The sequence below is a fragment of the Flagellimonas olearia genome (genome assembly GCF_009184425.1).
Lineage (GTDB): Bacteria > Bacteroidota > Bacteroidia > Flavobacteriales > Flavobacteriaceae > Flagellimonas > Flagellimonas olearia.
Genome location: NZ_WELG01000001.1, coordinates 2,076,055 through 2,094,689, shown reverse-complemented (window position 1 = coordinate 2,094,689; position 18,635 = coordinate 2,076,055). Strand labels below are relative to the sequence as shown.

At 45.6% G+C, this 18,635-nt stretch carries 16 protein-coding genes and 1 tRNA gene; 13 read left to right on the top strand and 4 right to left on the bottom strand.

Going from position 1 to position 18,635, the window contains the following annotated elements:
* The first annotated feature begins 3 nt into the window (after positions 1–3).
* The gene (locus tag F8C76_RS09280) at positions 4–1,842 is read left to right on the top strand and encodes a glycoside hydrolase family 2 protein (RefSeq protein ID WP_211372131.1); all 1,839 of its coding nucleotides are present in this window, start codon (positions 4–6) and stop codon (positions 1,840–1,842) included.
* Between the two features lie 5 nt (positions 1,843–1,847).
* Positions 1,848–2,975: an aldose epimerase family protein gene (locus F8C76_RS09275; RefSeq protein ID WP_152131398.1), complete on the top strand. Its 1,128-nt coding sequence runs from the start codon at positions 1,848–1,850 to the stop codon at positions 2,973–2,975.
* Between the two features lie 6 nt (positions 2,976–2,981).
* Here F8C76_RS09275 and F8C76_RS09270 read toward each other — a convergent pair whose 3' ends face one another.
* Positions 2,982–5,729, bottom strand: coding sequence for an alpha-L-rhamnosidase (locus F8C76_RS09270; RefSeq protein ID WP_249042375.1), 2,748 nt, complete (start codon positions 5,727–5,729; stop codon positions 2,982–2,984).
* Positions 5,730–5,817: 88 nt separating this feature from the next.
* Between F8C76_RS09270 and F8C76_RS09265 the strand changes: the two genes are divergently transcribed.
* Both F8C76_RS09265 and F8C76_RS09260 read left to right on the top strand, forming a co-directional pair.
* Positions 5,818–6,228, top strand: a complete 411-nt coding sequence (locus F8C76_RS09265; protein ID WP_116218652.1) for a 6-pyruvoyl trahydropterin synthase family protein — start codon at positions 5,818–5,820, stop codon at positions 6,226–6,228.
* A 202-nt stretch (positions 6,229–6,430) separates the two neighbouring features.
* Positions 6,431–6,505 (top strand) — tRNA-Val (locus F8C76_RS09260).
* Between the two features lie 50 nt (positions 6,506–6,555).
* On the opposite strand, the gene F8C76_RS18715 is transcribed toward F8C76_RS09260, so the two are convergent.
* Positions 6,556–6,717, bottom strand: a complete 162-nt coding sequence (locus tag F8C76_RS18715; protein ID WP_161594437.1) for a hypothetical protein — start codon at positions 6,715–6,717, stop codon at positions 6,556–6,558.
* A gap of 185 nt (positions 6,718–6,902) precedes the next feature.
* Here F8C76_RS18715 and F8C76_RS09255 point away from each other — a divergent pair, with 185 nt between their 5' ends.
* From F8C76_RS09255 to F8C76_RS09235, 5 genes are all read left to right on the top strand, one after another.
* Entirely contained in the window at positions 6,903–7,109 is a 207-nt protein-coding gene (locus F8C76_RS09255; RefSeq protein WP_152131397.1) for a helix-turn-helix transcriptional regulator, read from the top strand.
* A gap of 141 nt (positions 7,110–7,250) precedes the next feature.
* Complete coding sequence (locus tag F8C76_RS09250) at positions 7,251–7,628, top strand: DoxX family protein (protein ID WP_152131396.1); 378 nt, start codon at positions 7,251–7,253, stop codon at positions 7,626–7,628.
* Position 7,629: 1 nt separating this feature from the next.
* Positions 7,630–7,848, top strand: a complete 219-nt coding sequence (locus tag F8C76_RS09245; protein ID WP_152131395.1) for a DUF4287 domain-containing protein — start codon at positions 7,630–7,632, stop codon at positions 7,846–7,848.
* A 91-nt stretch (positions 7,849–7,939) separates the two neighbouring features.
* The gene (locus tag F8C76_RS09240; RefSeq protein ID WP_152131394.1) at positions 7,940–8,521 is read left to right on the top strand and encodes a hypothetical protein; all 582 of its coding nucleotides are present in this window, start codon (positions 7,940–7,942) and stop codon (positions 8,519–8,521) included.
* 311 nt (positions 8,522–8,832) lie between these two features.
* Positions 8,833–10,686: a hypothetical protein gene (locus F8C76_RS09235; RefSeq protein ID WP_152131393.1), complete on the top strand. Its 1,854-nt coding sequence runs from the start codon at positions 8,833–8,835 to the stop codon at positions 10,684–10,686.
* Between the two features lie 84 nt (positions 10,687–10,770).
* On the opposite strand, the gene F8C76_RS09230 is transcribed toward F8C76_RS09235, so the two are convergent.
* Both F8C76_RS09230 and gldJ read right to left on the bottom strand, forming a co-directional pair.
* A complete protein-coding gene (locus F8C76_RS09230; RefSeq protein ID WP_152131392.1) occupies positions 10,771–12,045 on the bottom strand; it encodes a UDP-N-acetylmuramoyl-tripeptide--D-alanyl-D-alanine ligase in 1,275 nt (424 codons plus the stop codon).
* Positions 12,046–12,109: 64 nt separating this feature from the next.
* Positions 12,110–13,765, bottom strand: coding sequence for a gliding motility lipoprotein GldJ (gene gldJ / locus F8C76_RS09225; RefSeq protein WP_152131391.1), 1,656 nt, complete (start codon positions 13,763–13,765; stop codon positions 12,110–12,112).
* Positions 13,766–14,149: 384 nt separating this feature from the next.
* On the opposite strand from gldJ, the gene porV reads away from it, so the two are divergent.
* From porV to F8C76_RS09205, 4 genes are all read left to right on the top strand, one after another.
* On the top strand, positions 14,150–15,295 hold the full coding sequence (gene porV, locus F8C76_RS09220; RefSeq protein ID WP_152131390.1) for a type IX secretion system outer membrane channel protein PorV: 1,146 nt from the start codon (positions 14,150–14,152) through the stop codon (positions 15,293–15,295).
* Between the two features lie 78 nt (positions 15,296–15,373).
* Positions 15,374–15,865, top strand: a complete 492-nt coding sequence (cdd, locus tag F8C76_RS09215) for a cytidine deaminase (protein ID WP_152131389.1) — start codon at positions 15,374–15,376, stop codon at positions 15,863–15,865.
* Between the two features lie 81 nt (positions 15,866–15,946).
* Positions 15,947–16,945, top strand: coding sequence for a pyruvate dehydrogenase (acetyl-transferring) E1 component subunit alpha (gene pdhA / locus F8C76_RS09210; RefSeq protein WP_129653294.1), 999 nt, complete (start codon positions 15,947–15,949; stop codon positions 16,943–16,945).
* Between the two features lie 4 nt (positions 16,946–16,949).
* Positions 16,950–18,575: a dihydrolipoamide acetyltransferase family protein gene (locus F8C76_RS09205; protein WP_152131388.1), complete on the top strand. Its 1,626-nt coding sequence runs from the start codon at positions 16,950–16,952 to the stop codon at positions 18,573–18,575.
* Positions 18,576–18,635 lie beyond the last annotated feature (60 nt).

The window sequence follows — 18,635 nt, the reverse complement described above, 5'->3', positions numbered from 1 at the left end:
GATATGATTCGTACAAAGACCATGGCCAACGGCATTTTTATTCTTTGCTTTCTGGCCTTTTCCCAATTTGCGGATGCCCAAGAGAGTTCTTCGGATTTGAAGACCCAGTGGGCCAGTCAGCTAAATGTTGATGAGCCTTTGCCGGAGTACCCGCGGCCCCAATTAAAAAGGACTAAATGGGAAAACCTCAATGGACAATGGGACTATGGTATCACGAATCAGGCTGGTGAACCACCGGTCACCTATGATGGGAAGATCACGGTTCCCTTTGCGGTTGAATCTTCATTATCCGGAGTCAAAAAAAGGGTAGGGGATGATGAAGTGGTCTGGTATCGTACAAAATTCCAAGTGCCGGCTTCATGGAAAAATCAAAATGTGGTATTGCACTTTGGTGCGGTGGATTGGGAAGCCACGGTGTATGTGAACGGCAAGTTGGTGGGGATGCACCAAGGCGGGTATGATCCTTTTTCATTTGATGTCACTACTACCTTGAACCGTTCAGGTTGGCAAGAACTGGTGGTTAAAGTATGGGACCCTTCCAGCGACGGTACCCAGCCCAGGGGCAAGCAAGTGACAAAACCCAGCGGCATATGGTATACTCCGGTTACGGGAATATGGCAAACCGTTTGGATGGAACCCGTTCCCAAACAATCCATCCAAAATATCAAGATCACCCCCGATATTGATCAGGGCAGATTGATGGTAAAGACCGTGGGCAATGGACAGCTCGGAGACGGATATTCGGTACAGCTTACGGCATTGGATGGAAGCACCACGGTAGCTTCGGCCAAGGGTTCTGTTGGACAAGATGTGGCACTGAACATCAAGGACGCCAAACTATGGTCACCGGACAATCCATTTTTGTACGACTTAAAAGTCGCCTTGTTGCGAAATGGCAAAAAAGTGGACGAAGTGGAAAGCTATTTTGGCATGCGAAAGATTTCCGCAGTAAAGGATGCCAACGGCCACATGCGAATGGCCCTGAACAATCAAGTGCTTTTTCAATACGGCACCTTGGACCAAGGCTGGTGGCCCGATGGTCTGTACACAGCCCCTTCGGATGAAGCTTTGGCTTACGACATTAAGGTGACCAAAAAACTGGGGTTCAATACCATCAGAAAACATGTGAAGGTGGAACCTGCCAGATGGTACTACCACTGTGACCGATTGGGCATGTTGGTATGGCAGGATATGCCCAATGGCGATAAAAGTGCCGATTGGAGAGGGCCATCCGGCTATGATGGAAGGGAAATGGAGCGAAGCGCACAATCGGCCCATCAATATTATAAGGAATGGAAGGCGATCATGGATGCCAATCACAACAAACCCTCCATAGTCATGTGGGTGCCCTTCAATGAGGCATGGGGACAGTTCAATACCGTTGAAGTCATCAATTGGACCATGGAATACGACCCTTCCCGTTTGGTCAATGGACCCAGTGGAGGGAACTTCTTCGCGGCCGGCCATACGGTGGATGAGCACAGATACCCCGGACCCTCCATGCCCCAAAGAAATCTTCACGCCCCGGACATCATCAACGGAAGAATCCTTTTATTGGGTGAATTTGGCGGACTGGGATTGCCGTTGGAAGGACATTTGTGGCAAAAGGATAAAAACTGGGGGTACAGAAACCTTACCGGAAGGGACGAACTGCTGAGCTCCTACAAAGACCTTTTGGCCAAAATCCCTACCTTGATCAAGGACGGACTTTCTGCGGCCATCTATACCCAGACCACGGATGTTGAAGGCGAGGTCAATGGTCTCATGACCTACGATAGGGCCATCATCAAAATGGATGTGGATGAAGTACACAAAGCCAATTCAGCCTTGTACAAAAACTAGGGGTCATGAAAAGAATATTTCATTTAATAGTAGTTTCTTTACTCCTTTTTAGCTGCGTGAAACCTCAAGAAAAGACCATAAAACGGATAGACAAGAAAAATTTCGAGAAGATTGTGGATGGCAAGCAAGTCGGCCTTTACGTTCTTGAAAATGACCAAGGCACAGTGGCCGAGATCACCAATTACGGCGGCAAGGTCGTTTCCTTGTGGCTGCCCGATAAATCTGGTAATTATGAGGACGTGGTCCTTGGGCATGAAAATATTGATGATTTTCTCAATGCCAAGGAAAAATATTTTGGAGCCCTCATTGGGCGTTACGGCAATCGGATTGCCCATGGAAAGTTTACCTTGGACGGCAAGGAGTACACCTTGGCCGCCAATAACGGGGCCAATTCCCTTCATGGGGGGAACAAAGGTTTTGATGCCGTGGTATGGGATGCCAAACAGGTGGATGGACAGACCTTGGAACTGACCTATCTCTCCAAAGATGGGGAAGAAGGATATCCGGGGAATCTATCGGTACGGGTGCTGTACCAATTGACGGATGCAAATGAACTCAAAATAGAATATTGGGCCACTACGGACCAAAGCACCGTGGTGAACCTCACCCACCATTCGTTCTTTAACCTGCATGGTGCGGGCAATGGTACGATCAATGACCATCTCCTTCAGATACATGCGGCACATTACACGCCTGTGGATGCGGGATTGATCCCGACCGGGGAGATTGCACCGGTGAAAGGCACTCCGTTCGATTTTCAGGAATCAAAGCCCATCGGAGCGGAATTGGAGGTGAAAGACCAACAGTTGGACTACGGTATGGGATACGATCATAATTTTGTGCTTGAGCAAAACGGCGAAGGCCTTAACTATGCGGCCAAGGTGGTAGAACCCACTTCGGGCAGGGCCATCGAAGTATATACCAATGAGCCCGGACTGCAGTTTTATGGAGGTAACTTTTTGGACGGCTCCATTGTGGGCAAGGAAGGCAAGGCCTATGAGTTTAGGACGGCATTTTGTTTGGAGACCCAACATTTTCCGGATAGCCCCAACCAGCCTGATTTTCCATCCACCCGATTGGACCCGGGCGAGGAATATTATTCCATTTGCGTGTATAAATTCTCCGTGGAATAATACGCTCTATTCGGTTATCAAAAAGGTATAGTCACCTGCAGTAAGGGGAATTTCGTATGCCCCTTCTTGGGTCGGTTCCATGGATTCTCCGTTCATGGAAATGTGCTTCCCGTGCAGTACCACGGTAGCCGTACTGTTGGGTGGGATTGTGCAGGAATATGCTAGCTGTTCGCCCTTTCTTTCCCATTGGGATGCGATCAATCCATAACGACTTTGGAACTCCGCTTCAAAATTGGTGAGGCCCTCCACAAAGTTGGGTTTTAGGGTAAAGTCCTTGAATCCGGGTGAATCTTCATTGGGCAAAATGCCCCCGATTCCCTTGTAGAACCAAGGGCTGATGGCCCCGAACATGATATGGTTCCGGGAAAGGTCCGAAGACGCATCAATGTCCCAGTTTTCATAGAGGGTGGTGGCCCCGTTCTTGATCCACCACCCCCATGAGGGATAGGTTTCCTGCGAGGCGAGGACAAAGGCCAGGTCTGCATGACCATTTTGACTTAAGGCTCCTAAAATGGTCTTTGTGCCCAACAGCCCCACATCAATATGATTGGTTTTTTTGACTTCCTTGGCCAGTTGGTCTGCCACTTTTTGTTTCAATGAATCTGGTACAATGCCCCAATACAAGGGGGCGCTCAGCTCGGTTTGAAAACCACTGCCATACAGACCCGTTTCTGGGTTTAAATATTTGGTGTTGATGGCATTTTTGATGTTTTCGGCCAGCGTTGCATACGTTTTATAATCCTCTTCCTTACCAAAATGTTGGGCCGTTTTGGCCAAGATGGTGGCATCCACATAATAGTAAATGGATGAGGTGAATTCCTTGGGCGTAACGGATTTTACAGGAACCCAATCCCCAAGGCCCCAATCCGTGAGTCCACCCTCATAACTCAGCGATGTGATATGGTCCACATATTTTTTTAAGGGTCCGTACATTTCGTACAAAGCACGGTCATCCCCATAAAACTGGTACAGCTCCCAGGGGATGATGGCAATGGTACTGGTCCAATCCGGGCCGTTGCCCCAATCGTAGCCCCATCCGCCCCAAGTGGGAATAATGGAGGGGAGCACCCCGTTTTCCTGCTGTTCGTCCCGGTGGTCGTCCATCCATTTTTCATAGACGCCCAGTGCATCAAAATTATAGAGCCCGGTTTCTATGTTGATGTGCGCATCGCCCGTCCAGCCGTTCTTTTCGCGTTGCGGGCAGTCCGTGGGATAGCCCACCAGATTGGATAGGTAACTGGCATTGGTGGCCTCCCAGATTTTGTTGATGGTCTCGTTGGAGGTGTGGATCTTTCCAATGGGTTTCACATCACTGTGGATAAAATGGGCGGTGATGTCCTCCAAGGACAGGTCAATGGGCTTGCTGCTTTCAACTTCCACATATTGAAAACCTTTGTAATTGAAGCGTGGCCTGAACATTTCCTCGCCGCCACCCTTAAGGGTGTAGATATCCGTTTGAAAAGGATCCAAGCTGTCCTTTGGGCGGTAATGCACAATGATGTTGGACAGATCCAGATTGCCCAGACTGTCCAATTGTTCGGCGTGCGTCACCCTAATTTCCGTGCCTTTTTCCCCTTTCAGTGCCAGTTCGGTGACCCCGGAGATGTTTCGGCCCAAGTCGAAAATGTAGCGTTGGTCGCTCCGTTTGTCCATGCTGGCGAAGGGCAGTTTTTTTCCGGTGATGGCGGGGAGGGACTGTGCCGTGATCTGCTCCGAGGGCGCTTTGGTCACCAAGGCGTTTTTCCATTGGGAATCGTCAAATCCTGCGGTGTTCCAGCCCGGGAGTTCCAAACGGGCATCATAGTGTTCTGCCGTGTAGATGCTGTTGAACACCACCGGGCCCAAGGCGGTCTTCCATGTGTCGTCCGTGCCCAATACTTCGGTGGTGCCATCGGCATACCATACTTTTAGGTCCATCAGAAAACGGGGACGGTTGCGCCATCCCGCTTCGTGAAAGTTCCAGACCGCGGTGGATTGATGGTTGTACCACCCATTCCCCAACAACACCCCAATGGCCACTTCGCCTTCCTGAAAAAAGGGAGTAACATCATGGGTCACATAGAGGTTGCGACGGTCAAAACGGGTGTAAATGGGGTTCAGCCAATGGTCGTCCACCTTTTGTCCGTTCAGGTACAGTTCGTACAGTCCGGCGGCGGTGATGTAGGCCCGGGCCTTCACCACTTTCTTTTCGGGTGCGAATTCCTTTCTAAAATAAGGGGCAGGTTTTAGGTCCATGTCTTCCACATCGGTGATCCAGGTCCCTTTCCAGTCGGAAGTTGCCATGAGCCCCGTTTCAAAAGAGGAAACGGTGATATCGCTCTGGCGGCCATCATCCGCAGTGATCTGCACGCCCCAATAGTATTTGGTATGCGCTTGGAGCGGTTTTCCGTCGTAGGTCAACAACATGCTGTCCGATGCGCTGTGCTTTTCCCACAGGTCGCCCTTGCCTTGGGCCACGGCTACAGAATCCACATCCACATACATATGGAATTCCTGCTGATGTTTCACGGGCTGGTCCCCTGTGGCAATCCGCCATGAAAACCGGGGATGCTCGGTATCCAATCCCAAAGGCTCTACTAGGTGCTCGGTGCGAAGGTCCGTCAAAGCAATGGGGCTCTTTTTTGGGGTACAATGGATAAGGATGGTGGCAGAAATCAGGGTAAGCAACAGCAATCTAAGCATGGTCGGGTTTTTGGTCTGTGCTAAAATTACGGGAACCGATCCGTAAAACGGCAGCTTGCCCGCTTTTTTCATAAAAACGAGGGTTTCTTAAAAAACCTGATTAATTTTGCAGCCTCGGAGGGATTTTTTGATGCATCCCTTTGTTAAAATGATCTGCGGTATGATTGCGACAATATGTAGAAAGGCCCATTTCAATGCAGCGCACCGGCTCCACAATCCCAAATGGAGCCAAGAGAAGAACATTGCCATGTTTGGCAAATGCAACAGCCCCAACTATCACGGGCACAATTTTGACCTTGAGGTGCGGATCAGGGGAGAGGTGGACCCGGACACGGGCTTTGTGATGGACCTGGCCGTACTGGGCGAATTGATCCGGGCGGAAGTGGAGGAACGCTTTGACCATAAGAACCTGAACGAGGACTGCCCCGAGTTTGCGGACCTGCTGCCCACCACGGAGTATTTTGTGAAGGTGATCTACGATATTTTAAAGCCCAAACTGGCCCAAGGCCAATTGTTGCACATTACCCTGCACGAAACGCAAAAGAATTCTGCGGAATATGGGGATTGGTAACAATTTTTCCGATATTGCACCGCTTTTTAATCGAAAAGAATTCCTCGCGGCTTGCTGCGGGGTTTCCGATAAAATTGTCATTCCCGTGCAAACGGGAATCTAAATAACAGAAATTAGGTTTTTGACCTTTAGGTCAAAATAAGAACCGGCCAAATACCCATTAGCTTGCTATGGGGATAGTTGGTTCCAAAAAGTCTTTATTGGGATATTAGCTCAGTTGGTTTAGAGCGCTGCCTTGACAGGGCAGAGGTCACTGGTTCGAATCCAGTATATCCCACTTTCTTTGGCCCCTTGGCCGTTACCGCCCGATGTTCTTCGGGTATTTTTTTACTCGTATTCCGCGATCTTGTCCCGTAATTTTAGGTTGTCCCGTACCAAACGCTCGTTGCGCAGTTGTAGGCGGTCCATTGCTTTTTGAAGGATCTGAAGGCTCTCCAACTGTAGGCCTATGATCTGTTCTAGGTCGGATTTGGTGTAGGTTTTGCTCATGGCTTCTGAATTATTTGCATATAAAGTCAATAAATATTGATTTAAAAATATAATAAAAAGTTTTTTGAAACAAACTAAATGATGTAAATAACAATTAAAAGTGTGTTTTACATCAATAATTGTTTCTTGTTCAATCGATTAAATTTGTTTAATTCACAAATAGATTTAACCTAAAGGCAATAAAAGTGGCTAAAAAAGTAATTAATCGACTTAAAGTTGTTTTAGCAGAGCAAGGAAGGACCAATAAATGGTTGGCTGGGAAGTTGGACAAGAATACCGCTACTGTGTCTAGATGGTGTACCAATGATGTGCAACCTTCTCTTGAAACATTGGTAGAAATAGCAAAAGTGTTGGATGTGGATGCAAGGGAATTAATTGTCTCGACCAAGTAAGATTAAAAGCGTAACAAATACATCGGTTGTATTCCGTTTTTGGGGTGTATGGATGTGTTTTATGCTTATATAAACAAGTTGGCAACAAGCTGAAAAAATAAACGAACTAATCAAATAATTATAAAATTTACAAAGTGAACTATGACATCGACTAAAACAAACAAAATTATCTTTTGGACAACTACTGTTATCATTTTTATAATGGAAGGAGTAATGCCCGCTTTAACCTCACAAACTGAAATTGCAAAAGAGGGAATAAGACATTTAGGTTATCCTGAATATTTTGGCAATGCTTTGGTTGTTTTCAAAATACTTGGAGCATTGACATTAATCATTCCGCAAGTACCAAAACGAATTAAGGAATGGGCTTATGCAGGTTTTGCATTTGACTTTATCTTTGCAAGTATCAGTCATTTTGCAATAGACGGAATGGATTTTCAATCATTTTTTCCTCTTATATTTTTAGGTATTTTAATCGCATCATACATTTCATTTCATAAACTTAATAAATCAAATTAATATGTCATTTCAAGCATATCTTGATAATATTCAAGCAAAAACAGGAAAATCACCCGCTGATTTTAAAGAGCTAGCCGAAAAAAAAGGATTTACTGAAAACGGTAAGATTAAAGACGGAGTAAAAGCAACTCAAATAACAGATTGGTTAAAACAAGAATTTGAACTCGGACACGGTCACGCAATGGCAATTTATGCTTTACTTAAAGGGAAAAAATCATAATGAAAAAAAGCCAGTTGCCAACATTGGCTATAAGTAATTGAGAGCACACAAAAACCTATGGCCGAGAGCGTAAGCTTTATTTAAGAAAAATATGAACACCCCTAAATTTTTGTTCCATTATTACGAACGTGACAATGGGCCATTTAGAAATATCACGGAGCACGGGTTGGGAAAAGCGGAAAGCATTCAAAATAAAATATCCAAAGGGTTTAACAGCAAAAGGCCGGACAACTATATGGCTCTGAGGTTTTCGCTGGAGAAAAGGATTAAAAAACAATTTATCTCTAAAGGTGGAAAACCAAATAGGGACGACCCTTTCTATTTTACTTTAGGCGAATGTGATTGGGCAAAATCTTGGTATGAAAACCCTGGGGTAATAAAAATACCATTGACCGACTTTAGATCTGACCACATCAGTTTTACCTATCCAGACAGTATGGTTTCATTTCAATTTTATGACCAACCAAAACTGGCAACGTATAGAAAGAACTGTAATGGACAGGTTTTTTTGTTGAGTGAGATCAGTGATCTGATCAATGCGTATGGACTTCCAACAGAAGAAAAATCCCAAACCCAAGAAAGTTTAAAATATGACAAATACATAGAAGCTCAAGTGTGGGATGATGAAATAATAAATGAATATAAAAACAAAGTAAACCAAACCGATAACTGAAGGTTATACGGGAGCGTTGGCATAGTTCACCAACGATAGATTTATAGCAACTCCAACACCCGTTCCAAGGCCATGCCCCGTGATCCCTTGATCAGCAAGGTGCCCTTGGGCAAGGGATGCCAAGAACACTTTTGGTGAACCGTAGGTTGCGTTGGTGCTCCCTGGGCTTTGTGGGCACCTGTTTTTTATAGGCGGTTAAAATCGTGATGAATATTGCCCTAAATGGATGTTGCCAAAGTTGTTTTTTTGACTTAAAATTGTAAGGACCTACGCACAGTTACCGAATAGTCTAGGTGAAAATCCAAAAGAACATGATCAAAAAGCAAATCCTGTACATCCTGACCCTTTTTTTATTGATTGCATGCACGAATGAGGATTCTCCGAATGGGGAAGAGAAGGAGGTAGATCAGAATGTTCTCATTGAACTGAATATTGAAAGTGATAATGTCATTACATCCGATGAAATTACCATCACGGTAAAGGGGGCCGAAGCTATATCCAGTTTGGTGGTTTTTTTGGATAATGGGATAGTTGATCAATTCAATGCACCACCTTATACCATAAAAATTGAGACGCAGGATTATGAGGACGGTGAGTATAGTTTAAAGGTTGATGCCTATGCCGATGGGAAAGTTATAGGAACCAAAACCTTTCCTGTAAAGATAGATAATGAAGGTCCCATTCTTAGGCTGGACAATATCTCCGATAATGAAGTGATCTGTAATGAAATCCAAGTACAACCAAACATAACGGACTTGGGTACAAGCCTTGAACGACTTCAGGTGTATCTAGATGATCTATTGCTGTTGGAAAAAGCAAATACGACCGACTTCACTTTCTTGTTGAACCCAAAAGTATTGCCAACGGGTACGGGAAATCTAAAATTCACCATGGAGGATGCCTCGGGTAATGTCTCAAAAGACTCTATTGCCATTACCCTTTCTAACCAGTTCTTTAGAATTAACTTTCCGAATGACTTTATGAGGAAGAGTGTTGAGAAGGTGCATGTGGTGATCTCGGATAAAGATGGAAACTATATGGATAGCAAAACGCACGACTCCGGCGAAATTGAAACAATGTCATTTTGCACCATGGAAGCGGTGAATCCTGATACGGAGTTTACAATTTCCTTTATCGAGGACTTTAACAATACTATATTCACCTTTTATGTATACAACAATCTTACGTTGAACATGCTTGGTGATGAAATCAATTTAAATCAAAAGTCCGGAGGGCTTTCCCCGGCAGCACTAAATATTGCTGTGCCTTTTTTTGAGAATGGATACCAAATGAGAGCTTCGGGGCCTTGGAATTCACTGATTTATGTCAACGGTGAATTTTCGGGTCATGTCTCCACGAAGTTCAGCAATGATTTGGGAACGAACAATACATTCATTAGTTATTTTAATTCAAATATTGAGAATAGCTATCAATGGGCACTTATTAGTGACTTACAAACTAGAACATCCTTGGTTCCAGAGGATTTTACCAATACCAATGTGTTAACCAATAGCTTTGAACTAAATCGAACATATCAAAATACATTGGTTAAAATCACCGGGTACGAAAATGAGGCTATGTACCGTGCCAGAAGTGGCCATTTGCTCTATTCGGACTACATCGGGCCTGGTGGTTCATATACCAATGAATATATTTTTCCGGATGTGTTTGACTATACTACGTACTCGGGTCAGTTGTTGAACTATACCTTTGAAGGTGCCGGTACCATACCGGCCGTGATTACCGTACCTAATGCAGCTGTCGATTATAGTTTCATCAATCAGCAACTAAGCTTTACGGGGTTGCCCAATTTTGAAGTTGGCCGTCTTCGTTTAGCTGGTACAAGTTCAGGAACTGGAATGCTTACACCGGAAAATCCATCAGTTAAAATGGAATTTATTTTTGATGGTCAAAACGCGAATCCGGTCATACCTGAAATACCTGAAGGGTTATTTCCTGAAGCGGTCACCTCGATGTTTGCAAACAAATCTTTTGAAATAAAACAAGGCGCGGCCGAAAACTACTCGGCCTTTACTTCTTACCAAGAATACATTCAAAACGTTTTGGTGCCATCCGTTCCTTTTTACATCGCATCGCCTTTTAAAGAGCGTGTGTTTAAGTCGGAAGGACCACAATGGTCGCCAACCGGGGAATTTCCGTTTTGATTGGAGATTCTTCAGGAATATCCCCTTATCCACCTAGTGAAGAAATAGCGACATTATATAAAGTTCGAATGAATGCTGGGTTTACTACAGTATCTCCAACACCCGTTCCAAGGCCATGCCCCGCGATCCCTTGATCAACAAGGTGCCTGTGGGCAAGGGGTTTTTAGCCAGATGCTGCTTTAGGTCATCAAACGATCGGTAGGTGTTCAAAGCGGTTGTGGTGCCAAAGAAGTTTTCGCCCACCAGATACACGGAGCCAAAATCCAGCCCGGCGGTCAGATCGGCAATGGCTTGGTGTTCTTCCGTGGCCGTTTCGCCCAGTTCAAACATATCGCCAATGATCAGCACCTTGTTTGGGGCCTCCATCAGGTTAAAATTTTCCAAGGCGGCCCGCATGCTGGTAGGGTTGGCGTTGTAGGCATCCAAGATAATGTGGTGGCCATTCTTTTCCATGATCTGCGAGCGGTTGTTCTGCGGGGCGTAGGCTTCCAAGGCCGCCTTGATGTCCTCCAGCGGCACATTAAAGTATTTGCCCATCACAATGGCGGCACAGCAATTGGGAAAATTATATTTTCCAATGAGTTGGGTCTCCATTCGGGTGCCTTCGGCCTCCAAGACCACATAGGGGTTGGCCCCCATATATTGGATGTTGTAATACTGGTGGTCCTCGGTGCTAAAGCCCATCTTTTTTACGTAGCTGCCCAATTTTTCCACTTGTATGGGGTCATCGGCATTCATAAAAATGTACTTGTCGTTGGCCATTAAATGGTCGTACAGCTCACTTTTTCCCTCGATAACGCCTTCCACGCTGCCAAAACCTTCGAGGTGGGCCTTTCCAAAATTGGTGATATAGCCAAAATCCGGCTGGGCGATGTTGCTCAAAAAAGCGATTTCCTTTTTGTGGTTGGCCCCCATTTCCACAATGGCAATCTCTGTATCGTCCGTAATGGACAAAAGGGTGAGGGGCACACCAATATGGTTGTTCAGGTTGCCCTGGGTGGCAATGGTCCTATATGTTTTGGAGAGCACGGCATTGATGAGCTCCTTGGTCGTGGTCTTGCCATTGCTCCCGGTAAGCCCAATGATGCGGGCCTTGCTCTGTTTTCGGTGGTACAGGGCCAGTTCCTGGAGGGTTTCCAGTACGTTTTGGCAGAGGATGTATTGGCCAGAAGCGTTGAACTCCTCCTCGTCAATTATGGCATAGGCGGCTCCTTTTTTCAAGGCATCTTTGGCAAAGGCATTGCCGTTGAAGTTGGGTCCCTTGAGCGCGAAGAACAGGCAGTCTTTGGTTATCTTTCGCGTGTCCGTACAGATAACGGGATGCTCCAAAAAGAGCTCGTGAAGCTGTTTCATTGTCATAAATCGAAGATAAAAAAAAGCCCCAACTAAACGTCAGGGCCTTTTAAAAATACTCTAGCTATTATTATTTTGCTTTCTTGTGCCTCACACTCTTGTTCTTGGACTTGGATTTAGATCCAACCCTAGACATGGCACATCTGAACCCGATGTCATCCGTAGCCATATATTGAGGCAAATATCTTCGTTGTGCGGGATCCAACCAGAAAGCACGGTCTCTCCACGAACCTCCTTTGTATACCCGTACCTCATCATTGATCAATGAAGTCCTGTAGTTGGAGGTGTCGTACTGACGGATAAGGTTTCCGGTGGAATCACGCTCTACCTTATGCTTTGGCGAATCGTACATTTTTCTGTTATCGGATTCATCGCTGAACCTTTGGAAGAATCTTGAAGAACCTGGGTCACCATCACGATAACCACGGTTGTCGCTATGGTCAAAGTTGGTCCTTAGATACGTTTCTTCCTCGCCAACCGGTACTTCCTTGATCTCTCCGGGAAGGTTTACGGCCACAATTTTACCGTTGGGCAAAGTGTCATATACGATTTGGTCCTCAAGGATCTCTACTTTTCCATCCTCACCTATGGCCTTTTTCATGAAGACGTTTCCACGGTAGTAGTTAAAGTCGCTGATCTCGTCATCCACAATGGGACGGTATACATCGGCCACCCACTCGCTCACGTTACCGGCCATGTCGTATAGACCAAAATCGTTGGGTTTGTATGATTTTACTTGGGCGGTGATGTCTGCACCGTCATCGGACCAACCGGCAATACCGCCGTAATCCCCTTTTCCTTGCTTAAAGTTGGCCAACTGGTCTCCACGACCTACACGCTGACCGTTTCGGGTGTAGTCCCCTTCCCAAGGATATTTTTTTCTACCTCTGTAGTTATTGTACTCTCTGGTCCCAACAAGGGCCTGTGCGGCATATTCCCATTCGGTTTCGGTGGGAAGCCTGTACTCGGGCATGATCACCCCGCTACTTCTTTTGGCGAAGGCATTGATGGAATCACGCTTTTGTTTTCCTTGTAAGGAGTCTATCTGACCACCGTACACGGATTCAGGATTGTTCAAGTAAGCCTCTGTGCTGAACGTACCACCTATTTCGCCGTTCAATACTTTGTATTTGGCATCGTCTGCCAGATAGCCTTCCCGTTCCAACATGACCTCGTTGACCCTATCGGTCCTCCACTCGGCATATTGGGAAGCCTGTACCCAGTTTACCCCAACCACAGGATACTCGGCATAGGCCGGGTGCCTCAGGTAGTTGTTGGTCATGGTCTCGTTAAAGCCCAATCGGTTTCTCCAGACCAAGGTATCGGGCAATGCCCCTTTGTAGATGTTGGCGTAGTTGGGATTGTCCGGCGGGTATACCGCTTTCAGATAATCCAAGTACTCGAGGTACATTACATTGGTCACCTCGGTTTCATCCATGTAGAACGATTGCACGTGCTGTTGCGTGGGCGTATTGTTCCAATCATGCATGATATCGTCCTGTACCTTTCCTTTGGTAAAGGTTCCACCTTCAACGAATACGGTTCCCGGAGGAGTTTCCTGCTCCTTGAAATCCGAATTGTATTGAAAACCTCCTTCCTTGGCATTTATTTTCCATCCCGTGGCTCTGGATACATTCTTTGAAGAGGATGAAGAGTTTTTACAACTTGAAAAACTTGCCATCACAACGGCGGAAGAAAGTACAACTTTAATAAAGTGTTTTTTCATAATTTGGGCTTGAGTACTTTAAAAATTAAGGCTTTTTGCCTTCAGCTACTTCAACTGGTTTTGATTATTTTAATCCTTACAATGGCTTAAAACGATGTTTTTGCCATAATATTTTGCGCTCTTAAAATAATTGTGACAAGGACGTTGTTCGCCTTTGCTACACTTTTTTAACGCATGCTCTGCCAAAATAGTATGGATGTCACCGAGTTTTAACGGTTTTATACAATCGTAGACCTGTAATAATACTTTAATGTATACTTTTAGTGGAACGTTGAAGTAAAAAAAGCGGGTACGATCACACGAATTTGGTCAAAAACCCGTTTACACATGTAATATGTTAATAGCTAGAAACCTCAAATCTTTTCTAAGCACTAAAAGACAAGAATGAAAAAGTTACTTACAGTGGTGGTGTTGCTTGCTATGGCCCCATGTGTGAAAGCACAGCAGGAAAGGGTAATCACTACGGCCGTTCCATTTTTGACCATAGCCGCGGATGCTCGCGCATCGGGTATGGGAGATATGGGGGTGGCAACTTCAGTCGATGCCTATTCACAACAATGGAACCCTGCCAAGTACGCATTTGCGACCCAAAAGACCGGTGTCGGAATCAGTTATACCCCTTATTTGGAAAGCATTGTCAACGATGTGTCCCTTTTGAACGCCAATTTTTACAATAAGCTCAATGAGCGAAGTGCCTTTGCCTTCAGTATCCGATATTTTGGATTGGGGGAAATAGAGCTCCGGCAGACCATAGATGAGAATCCAACCTTGGTAAAACCCAATGAATTTGCCATTGATGGGACCTATGCCCTAAAACTCAGCCAGACATTTTCCATGGCTGTGGGAGGTAGGTTCATCAGCTCCAATCTTAGATTTCAGGATGGTACACAAGATTCCCGGGCGGCCAATGCCTTTGCGGTCGATATTTCCGGTTTTTTCCGTTCCAGGGAAATTGCCTATGAAAGTTTCGATGGACGCTGGAGAGGTGGATTCAATATATCCAATATAGGAGGGTCCCTTCAATATGATGAAGGCGGTCAGGAAAACTTTTTGCCCACCAATCTTAAGTTTGGGGGAGGATTCGATTTTATCTTCGACCAAGACAATGTGTTGGCATTGAGCACGGAGTTCAACAAATTGTTGGTACCTACCCCTAGGGATTTCAACGGGGACGGTGTCATTACCGCGGAAGATAATGATGAATACCAGAACATTAGTTTCTTTAGCGGGATTTTTGAATCCTTCGGGGATGCTCCCGATGGTTTTAGCGAAGAACTCAAGGAAATTACTTGGGCGCTCGGGGCAGAGTACCGATTTAGGGAAACTTTTATGCTCCGAAGTGGATATTTTAATGAAAGTCAGGAAAAAGGCTCCAGAAAGTTTTTTACGTTGGGGGCCGGATTCAAGTTTAAAACAGCACAAATAGATTTATCATACTTGTTCTCTACCTCCCAAGTGAAGAACCCCTTGGAAAACACATTGCGTTTCTCGCTTACCTTTAATTTTGGGGAAGAGTTTTATAATGATTGATCAAACCATACATAACATAGAAGAAAAACCTGTCCATGGACAGGTTTTCTTATTTTTGGGAAACACCCATGGGTCAAAATGAAAAAAAGACAGATAGGATTTGAACTTTTGGTTTTTGAGGACACTTCTGAGTTGTCACAAAACGAACAAAAATTGTTGCACATGGCTGAACAGGCCCGTGAAAATGCCTATGCACCGTACTCAAGGTTTAATGTGGGAGCAGCCGTTTTGTTGGAAAACGGGGAGGTGGTCATAGGAAACAACCAGGAAAATGCTTCATATCCATCAGGCCTGTGTGCGGAGCGTGTGGCGGTGTTCCAGGCTGGCGCAAAATATCCCGGAGTGGCCTTTAAGGCAGTGGCCATCAGTGCTGCGTCCCAAGACCATGTGCTTCAAATGCCCGCCGCCCCATGTGGTAATTGCAGGCAATCCATCATGGAATACGAACAAAAACAAAAATCGCCCATAACCCTTTTGATGAAGGCGGAAAAAGGCCCTGTCTACAAATGTACCTCCATGGCAGATATTTTGCCATTGGCCTTCAATAGCTCATTTTTGAGCGATTCTTAAACCAATACTTTTTCCAAAACAGATATATATGTATTTTTGCTCCTCCCCACCACAGGGGAATTTCACATAATTGTATCGTTGATGAAAAAAATCACCAAAGAAGTTTACTTGAAATGGTATGAGGACATGTTGTTCTGGAGAAAGTTCGAGGACAAATTGGCCGCTGTATATATCCAGCAAAAAGTTCGTGGATTCCTGCATTTGTACAATGGGCAGGAAGCCGTTTTGGCGGGGTCTTTGCACGCTATGGACCTTACCAAGGACAGAATGATCACCGCGTACCGTAACCACGTTCAACCTATAGGTATGGGAGTTGATCCAAGACGTGTTATGGCGGAGCTATACGGAAAAGTAACCGGAACCTCCAAAGGTATGGGGGGATCCATGCACATTTTCTCCAAGGAACACCGGTTCTATGGTGGACATGGTATTGTTGGGGGACAGATTCCTTTGGGAGCTGGATTGGCCTTTGGCGATAAATATTTTAATAGGGATTCCGTCACCTTGTGTTATATGGGCGATGGTGCTGTGCGTCAAGGTTCCTTGCACGAAGCATTCAACTTGGCCATGTTATGGCAGCTGCCCGTAGTTTTCATCTGTGAAAACAATGGGTATGCCATGGGAACTTCTGTGGCCAGAACATCATACTCCACTGAAATCTGGAAACTGGGATTGGGCTATGAGATGCCCTGTGGTCCTGTTGACGGAATGGATCCTTCCATTGTGGCCAAGGAAGTGGACAAGGCTGTGGAGCGTGCCAGAACAGGAGGAGGCCCTACTTTCTTGGAAATGAAAACATACCGCTACCGTGGACATTCCATGTCAGATGCACAACACTACAGAACCAAGGAAGAGGTAGAAGAGTACAAAAAAATAGATCCCATAACCCAGGTAAAGGATGTTATTCTTGAAAAAGGATATGCCACTGAGGAGGAGATCAAGGCAATTGACAAAAGAGTGAAGAATTTGGTTTCCGAATGTGAAAAATTCGCAGAGGAATCAGATTTCCCGCCAAAAGAACAATTGTACGATATGGTTTACGAACAAGAAGACTATCCATTTTTACAACATAAATTATAAGTAGATGGCAGAAGTAATCAACATGCCCAGATTGAGTGATACCATGGAGGAAGGTACTGTGGCAAAGTGGCTCAAGAAAGTAGGCGACAAAGTGGAAGAAGGCGATATTTTGGCCGAAATAGAAACCGATAAGGCCACCATGGAATTTGAATCCTTTCATGAAGGAACCCTGCTCCATATTGGAATTGAAGAAGGGGATGGTGCACCGGTTGATTCACTTTTGGCCATTATTGGAGAGGAAGGTGAGGACATTTCTGCCCTGCTCAATGGAGGTGCTGCTCCACAAGAAGAAAAAGCAGCTCCTGAGGCCCAAACCGAAGCCTCTGCACCTGCCCAAACGGCAAGTGAGCCTGCGGCTTTGCCAGAAGGCGTAGAGATCATTACCATGCCCCGATTGAGTGATACCATGGAGGAGGGTACCGTGGCCAGTTGGTTGAAAAAGGTGGGTGATACTGTGGAAGAGGGTGATATCTTGGCCGAAATCGAAACCGATAAGGCTACCATGGAGTTTGAGTCTTTCTACTCCGGAACCTTGTTGCATATTGGTATTCAAGAAGGAGAGGGAGCTCCTGTAGATTCGCTTTTGGCCATTATTGGCCCGGAAGGAACTGATGTAGATGCCGTGTTGAAAGCACAATCTGGTGGAGGTGCCACTGCCACTGCCCCAAAAGCGGAAGCCCAACAAGAACAAACAAAAGAAGAGGAAACCACAAAAGAAGAAGTGGTTGCCGCGCCAAACGGACAACGCATTTTTGCGTCTCCATTGGCCAAGAAAATAGCAGGAGACAAAGGAATTGACCTAGCCCAGGTGAAAGGTTCTGGCGATGGCGGAAGAATTGTGAAGAAGGATGTGGAAAACTTCCAACCTTCCAAAACAGCCGCGCCGGCCGTTGAAAAAACAGCTGAGGCATCTGCGCCTGTTGCACCAATTAGCTTGCCTGTTGGTGAGGAGAGCATGGAAGAGGTGAAGAATTCAACCATGCGTAAGGTAATAGCCAAGCGTTTGGGCGAGTCCAAATTCTCTGCACCGCATTACTACCTTACCATTGAGGTGGATATGGACAATGCCAAAGCTTCGCGTACACAGATCAACAATCTGCCCGACACTAAAGTGTCGTTCAACGATATGGTGTTGAAAGCCTGTGCCATGGCTTTGAAAAAACATCCACAGGTAAATACCTCATGGAACGGGGATACCACGGTATACAAACACCATGTACATATGGGGGTAGCCGTAGCGGTGGATGAAGGTCTTGTGGTTCCCGTAATCAAGTTTGCGGATCAACTTTCCTTGACCCAACTAGGAGTAGCCGTTAAAGATTTGGCCGGTAGGGCCCGTAACAAGAAGATCAAGCCCGATGAAATGGAAGGGAGCACCTTTACCGTTTCCAACTTGGGAATGTTCGGAATATTGGAATTTACCTCTATCATCAACCAACCCAATTCGGCCATTTTATCCGTTGGGGCCATTGTGGACAAACCCGTGGTGAAAAATGGGGAGATTGTAGCAGGAAGTACCATGAAGATTACTTTGGCCTGCGACCACAGAACCGTGGACGGAGCTACAGGGGCCCAATTCCTTCAAACCTTGAGGGCTTATTTGGAAAACCCTGTGACCATGTTGGCATAGTGCCTTTTTGAAGTAATAAAAAGCATACCAATATAAAGAAGCATCCTTTTAAGGATGCTT